We start from the raw sequence: 6,004 nt of genomic DNA on the forward strand, positions 1-6,004 counted from the left end.
GATCGTGTCCTGGCAGCCGGCATATCCGGGATCGGGGATGGGGCGGAGGCTGTCGCGCGGCCGAACAGGCGGCGCGTCGTTCAGCCGAGGAGGCCGGTGCCCTGGATCAACCGGTAGAAGAACCGCCCGGGCAGCCGCGTCCGGTCGTCGAGCGGGGAAAATCCCAGCGTCGTCGGCAGGCGGGCAGTGATGGCGCGGGTCGGATGCATCGGGAGAAAATAACAGCCCGGCCCCCGGCTTTCAATGGAGGAATGGCCGTCCGGCCCTTTCGCGCGGCGGCGCCTGGTCCGAGCGCACCGCCGGCGGTCCCCGCAATCAGCCACCCGCCCGCGGCGGCGGCCTGAGATCCTTGCCCGGGACGCAATATCCCGGCCTTGGTAGCCTTCTGTTAACACTCGATTTTCCCGGTCGGGCCCGGCCATGAGTAGCCGGGACCGTGCATAGCGAGGAACGTCGCGAAGCGGGCCGGCTTGTCTTCGTGAGTCCCCCAACCGGAGCCGACCCATGTTCATGCGAATCGACAAGCTACAGGCCGAGCTGCCTGCGCCGAAGCGGGCGGATCCGAACGCCGCCGCCGCGCTGCAGGAGCTGCTCGGCGGAAAGTATGGCGAGATGTCCACGCTCGGCAACTACATGTTCCAGAGCTTCAACTTCCGGTCCAAGGAGAAGCTGAAGCCGTTCTACAGCCTCGTCGCCTCGATTACCGCTGAAGAACTCGGCCATGTCGAGCTCGTCTCGAACGGCGTCGCCATGCTGAACAACGGCCCGGACAAGAAGGACGGTGACAAGGGCGATGGCGGCGACATTTCCGGCGCGCCCTTCGAGGACATGAAGGACATCCGCCTCGCCGCGGCCTTCCTCGCCGGCGGCGGCGGCGCGATGCCGGTGAATTCCAACGGCCAGTCCTGGAACAACGACTTCATCACCACCACCGGCAATGTCGTCGTCGACCTCCTGCACAATTTCCACCTAGAATGCGGCGCCCGCCTGCACAAGCTCCGGGTCTACGAGACGCTGACCGACCCGACGGGCCGCGAAGTCTGCGGCTACCTCCTGGTGCGCGGCTCCGTCCACGCCCATGCCTATGCTTTGGCGCTGGAAAAGATCACCGGCGTGAAGATCAAGGACTTTCTCCCCACCCCGAACATCGACCTGTCGAAGATCCCGGAATGCCAGAAGTACCTCGACGAGGGCTCGCATCGCCGGCTCTATACGTTCAGCCCGAACGACTACAAGGAAATGGCCGGCATCTGGGGCAATGGCGAGGTCGCCCTGCCGAACGATCCGCCAGGCGAGCTGCAAGTCGTCGAAGGCCATCCGGACGGCGGCAAGATCCACCAGCTGACCGGCGTCCCCTCGGCTTTCACCCCCGACTATGCGCCGGAGGAAATGTTCGAAATCGCTTCGAAGCTCTATAAAAAATCGCGCTGATGCAAAGACTTGCGGCTGCCATCGCGTAGCTTCGCAAGAGTTGGGGCGTCCCTTCGGTAGAAGGGGCGCCTTTTTTCGTTTGCCATTTCTCTATTTTCCTTACGGAAGATGGCGTCGGGAACACTCTCCCGAGTGACACGGTATCAGCGCGATGGCATTCTCCCCCTGCTGTTCTTCAGAGGGGGCTTTGATGGCACGCATGTCTCTACTGTCTATCGTCACCTGCGTGTCATCCCTTTGCGCGCCTGCGGTCTGCGCGGCACAGGAAGCCAGCGCCGATCTCGGCCGGCACGTGGCCATCGTCTCCGGTTGCAATGACTGCCATACGCCGGGCTATCCGCAGTCGGGCGGCGTTCTCGATCCGAAGCTCGCGTTGACGGGCGACACCGTCGGCTTCCGCGGCCCCTGGGGCACCACCTATCCCGCCAACCTTCGCCTGGTCGTCGCGGCGATGAGCGAAGCCGACTGGGTGGCGCATGCCAGGACTCTCGAGACCCGCCCGCCCATGCCCTGGTTCAATCTGCACGAAATGACGGAGACGGAGTTGCGCTCCTTCTATCTCTACGTGAAGTCGCTGGGAGAGCCCGGCCAAGCGGCCCCCGCCTACGTGCCGCCGGGGCAGGAACCGACGACGCCGTTCATCGTCTTCGCGCCGCCGACGATGCCGGCGAGGCAAGTCGCCAATTAACAAGCCGGCTTATGAACGCGGCGCGTCAAGCCGGCTTTGTCGCCTGCAGCGAAAAGGCCAGCGGGATTTTCGTGACCCCGTCGGGGAGCGCGAACAGATCTTCGCCGACCTCCACCATGCCGGGGAAGGCGCGCCAGGCAAGCCGCTCATGCTCGTGCAGGAAGTCGAGCCGGAGGCCGGCTCCCAGCAGGGATCCCACCACGGCGCTGATCGGATGCAGCCATTCGTAATTGCGGGTATTGGCCATCAGCCTGGCGTCGCCGGTGTAGGTTGTCGTCTCGTCGAAGACGAGTGGGTCCTCCGGCGGGGTGCGCCAGCCATAGCGGGCGACGAGCTGCGCGTCCTCGAGCACCATCTGGTTCATCACGGGATGGCCTTCGAGGAGATAGAGCCGTCCGCCGGGCCGCAGCAGCGCGGCGACGACGCGGCCCCAGGCATCGATATCCCTGAGCCAGTTGATTGCGCCCCAGCTGACGAAGGCGATGTCGTAGGTCTCGCCGAGGGCATCCGGCGCATCAAAGAGCGAGCCCTCGACGAAGCGCGCCTCGGTGCCGGCTCTCGCGGCAAAATCGCGGGCGGCGGCGAGCGCCACCGGGGAGAAGTCGAGGCCGGTCACCGTTCCCGCGCCGAGATGTTTTAGCGACAGCGTATCGAGGCCGATATGGCATTGCAGATGGACGATGTCGCGGCCGGCGATGTCACCGATCTCGCTCTCCTCGATCGCATGCAGGCTGGAGCCGCCGGCCAGCACTTTTGCGATGCGATAGGAACCGGTCGTGTCGGTCGCGTGCAGCGCGGCGCGCTCGTCCCAGTTGGCGAGGTTGGCCTTTTCGAAGTCGTCCATCGCTTTGCTCCCCGCCTTTCCGGCCGAAATCCGGGCACAAAAAAGGCGGCCCGAAAGCCGCCTTTCAATCATGACGTCAGACTCGGCCTTATTCGGCGGCGGGCTCGGCAGCCTTGGCGTCGGCGGCGGCCTGCTTGGCGGCGGCCTTGGTCGCCTCGGCCTTGGCCTTCTCGCTCACGACGACCTGGCGGGCGTCGTCGTTCAGCTTGCGGGCGCGGGCATTGGTGGCCTCGACGATACGGGCCGACTTGCCGCGGCGATCGCGCAGGTAATAGAGCTTGGCGCGCCGGACGCGGCCGCGTCGCACGACTTCGACGCCTTCGACCATCGGCGAGTACATCGGGAAGACGCGCTCGACGCCCTCGCCATACGAGATCTTGCGGACGGTGAAGTTTTCCTGGATGCCGGCGCCGGAGCGGGCGATGCAGACGCCCTCATAGGCCTGCACGCGGGTGCGGGTGCCTTCGGTGACGCGCACGTTGACGCGCAGCGTGTCGCCTGGGGAGAAGGTGGGGAAGGTCCGGGCCGCCTCGATGCGGGCGACTTCGGCAGCGTTCAGTTCCGAAATGATATCCATGGCGCGAGCCTCTCTTCGTTTCATGCCGGCTCCGCCGGTCATGGCCGTCTGGTACGGTCAAGTTATTCTGAGGAACGGGGGTGCCATACACCGGACGGGCGGGATTGTCGAGATGGCGCGCCCGCAAAAGGCCTGAGAAAGCGCCCGCGCCTTGTGAAGCCGGAAAGCCTCGCTTATGGCTCGGGCGTCGGACGGAGCGCCGGCTGCCCGCGATAAGTCCGAAGGCCTTCTCATGACACTCCTGTCCATCGCCCTGCTGTTCCTGGCAGGCTTTTTGTCCGGCGCCATCAATGCCGTCGCCGGGGGCGGGACCTTCATCTCCTTCGGCGCGCTGACGCTGCTCGGCATGCCGGCGATCACCGCCAACGCCACCACCTCGATCGCGCAGTTTCCCGGCTACATCACCTCGACGCTGGCCTATTGGAGCGACATCAAGAAGATGTGGCGCGGCGCCTTGGTGCTCGCCCTCGTCTCGGTCGTCGGCTCGTGCATCGGCGCGTTCATCCTCCTGTCGCTCGACAATCCGCAGTTCACCGCGATGGTGCCGTGGCTTCTCCTCGGCGCCACCGCCATCTTCGCCGCCGGTCCCTGGCTGAAGCCGAAACCGAAGCCGGGCGCCAGCACGGACTCGCCGGTGGCAGGCCCCATCGCCCAGTTCGTCACCGCGGTCTATGGCGGCTTCTTCGGCGCCGGCATGGGCATCATGATGCTGGCAACGCTCGGCCTGACGCAGGCCGGCGACTACCACCGCCTCAACGCCTTGAAGAACCTTCTGGCCATCGTCATCGCCGCGGTGGCGATCGTCGTCTTCATCGCCGGCGACGCGATCAGCTGGCCGGGCGCCCTCGCCATGATTCCAGGCGTCGCCCTCGGCGGCTATGCCGGCGTCTGGGCCGCCAAGCGCGTGCCGCAGGTCTATGTCCGCGGCTTCGTGGTCGCCGTCGGCCTGTTCCTCGCCGCCTACTATTTTGCCAGGGGCTGACCGTCGCCCCTCGGCAGGCGTCAGGCCTTGTCGAGCAGATCGGGCCGCCGCGCGGCGGTGAGCCGCTCGGCCTCGGCACGGCGCCAGCGCTCGACGGCGCCATGATCGCCGGAGGTCAGCACCGCCGGGATCGTGCGGCCCTCCCACTCCGCCGGACGGGTGTAGTGGGGGTGCTCGAGAAGGCCCGTCTCGAAACTTTCCGTCTCGCCCGACAGGGCATTGCCCATCACGCCCGGCAAGAGCCGGATCACCGCGTCGAGCAGGACCAGGGCCGCCAGCTCGCCGCCGGAGAGCACATAATCGCCGATCGACACTTCCGTGAGGCCCCGCCCCTCGATCACCCGTTCGTCGACGCCCTCGAAGCGCCCGCAGACGATCACCGCCCCCTGCCCCGTGCTCAGCTCCCGCACGAAGCCTTGCGTCAGCGGCCGCCCCCGCGGGCTCATCAACAGCCGCGGCCGGGGGTCGCCCGCCGGCGCGGCATGGTCGATCGCGCGCGCCAGCACGTCGGCCCTGAGCACCATGCCGGCGCCACCGCCGGACGGCGTGTCGTCGACCATGCGGTGCTTGCCTTCGGCAAAATCGCGGATCTGCACCGTCTCGATCGCGGCATCCCCCCGCTCCAGCGCCCGGCCGGCCAGCGACAAGCCGAGCGGTCCCGGAAACATTTCGGGATAGAGCGTCAGGACGGAGGCACGAAAGCTCATGGCCGGCCCTTGCCGGACGGCGCGTCACCGGCGTCCGGGCCATCAGACCCGGCATCGGCCGCGTCGTCGTCGCCGTCATCCACGCCGTCCTCGTCCTCCTCGGTGGAGACGAGCCCGGCCGCCAGCGGCTCGACCCGCATCACGCCGCTTTCCATGTCGATCTCCGGCACGGCCGCCTCGGAGAACGGAATCATCACCGTGGCGCCGCGCGCCGGGCGGATCTCGATCACCTCGCCGGCGCCGAAATCATGGAAGGCGATGACGGTGCCGACCGCCTCGCCCGTCACGGTCTCGACGTCGAGCCCGATGAGGTCGGCCTGGTAGAACGCGTCCGGATCGTCCTCGGGCAGGGCCGAGCGGTCGACGAAGAGCTCGGTGCCGTTCAGCTTTTCCGCCTGGTCGCGATCGGTGACCTCGGCGATCTCGACAACCACGACGTTCTTCTGGATCCGCGCCGAGCGGAGCGTATAGGCATTGCCCTTGGCGTCGAAGAGTGGCCCGTAAGCTTTGATGTCGCGGGGATCCTCGGTGAAGGATTTCACCCGCACCTCTCCCTTGATGCCGTGGGCGCCGCCGATGACGCCGAGGAGGATGGGATTTTCGGGGGCTTTGGCCAAGGGGATCACCGCGACGAGAGGAGCGTTTCGGCACGGGTCTGCGAGGAAGCGTCGCGAAGGTCAAGCGTCGCGGTTCCGCTCGCCCGCGCATCGCGTGTTTGAACGGCATCATCCCCGGTGTCTTTCGACACCGGGGATGCTTCTTAGCAAGCCTTCGC

At 66.8% G+C, this 6,004-nt stretch carries 8 protein-coding genes; 3 read left to right on the plus strand and 5 right to left on the minus strand.

The features are described 5' to 3' along the window. Positions 1–80 precede the first annotated feature (80 nt). A complete protein-coding gene (locus IEX88_RS27150) occupies positions 81–209 on the minus strand; it encodes a hypothetical protein (RefSeq protein ID WP_274604648.1) in 129 nt (42 codons plus the stop codon). Positions 210–504: 295 nt separating this feature from the next. On the opposite strand from IEX88_RS27150, the gene IEX88_RS26285 reads away from it, so the two are divergent. Continuing rightward, positions 505–1,431 carry a manganese catalase family protein gene (locus tag IEX88_RS26285; RefSeq protein WP_188855442.1) on the plus strand — a complete coding sequence of 309 codons (927 nt, stop codon included), beginning with the start codon at positions 505–507 and terminating at the stop codon, positions 1,429–1,431. A gap of 199 nt (positions 1,432–1,630) precedes the next feature. Further along, positions 1,631–2,119 (plus strand): cytochrome C, encoded by a 489-nt coding sequence (locus IEX88_RS26290; protein WP_188855443.1) that lies wholly within the window; start codon positions 1,631–1,633, stop codon positions 2,117–2,119. Positions 2,120–2,144: 25 nt separating this feature from the next. Here the strand turns inward: IEX88_RS26290 and IEX88_RS26295 are convergent, their stop codons facing one another. Together IEX88_RS26295 and rplS are read right to left on the minus strand one after the other, a co-directional pair. Continuing rightward, positions 2,145–2,963 carry a class I SAM-dependent methyltransferase gene (locus IEX88_RS26295; RefSeq protein WP_188855444.1) on the minus strand — a complete coding sequence of 273 codons (819 nt, stop codon included), beginning with the start codon at positions 2,961–2,963 and terminating at the stop codon, positions 2,145–2,147. A gap of 88 nt (positions 2,964–3,051) precedes the next feature. Then, positions 3,052–3,540: a 50S ribosomal protein L19 gene (gene rplS / locus IEX88_RS26300; RefSeq protein WP_188855445.1), complete on the minus strand. Its 489-nt coding sequence runs from the start codon at positions 3,538–3,540 to the stop codon at positions 3,052–3,054. Positions 3,541–3,772: 232 nt separating this feature from the next. Here rplS and IEX88_RS26305 point away from each other — a divergent pair, with 232 nt between their 5' ends. Continuing rightward, positions 3,773–4,522: a sulfite exporter TauE/SafE family protein gene (locus IEX88_RS26305; RefSeq protein WP_188855446.1), complete on the plus strand. Its 750-nt coding sequence runs from the start codon at positions 3,773–3,775 to the stop codon at positions 4,520–4,522. Between the two features lie 20 nt (positions 4,523–4,542). Here the strand turns inward: IEX88_RS26305 and trmD are convergent, their stop codons facing one another. Beyond that, positions 4,543–5,229 (minus strand): tRNA (guanosine(37)-N1)-methyltransferase TrmD, encoded by a 687-nt coding sequence (gene trmD / locus IEX88_RS26310; RefSeq protein ID WP_188855447.1) that lies wholly within the window; start codon positions 5,227–5,229, stop codon positions 4,543–4,545. Further along, a complete protein-coding gene (gene rimM / locus IEX88_RS26315; protein ID WP_244640509.1) occupies positions 5,226–5,846 on the minus strand; it encodes a ribosome maturation factor RimM in 621 nt (206 codons plus the stop codon). Before rimM ends, trmD begins: the two co-directional genes overlap by 4 nt. Positions 5,847–6,004 lie beyond the last annotated feature (158 nt).

Origin of the sequence: Aureimonas glaciei, assembly GCF_014643375.1 — a bacterium.
Classification (GTDB): Bacteria; Pseudomonadota; Alphaproteobacteria; order Rhizobiales; family Rhizobiaceae; genus Plantimonas; species Plantimonas glaciei.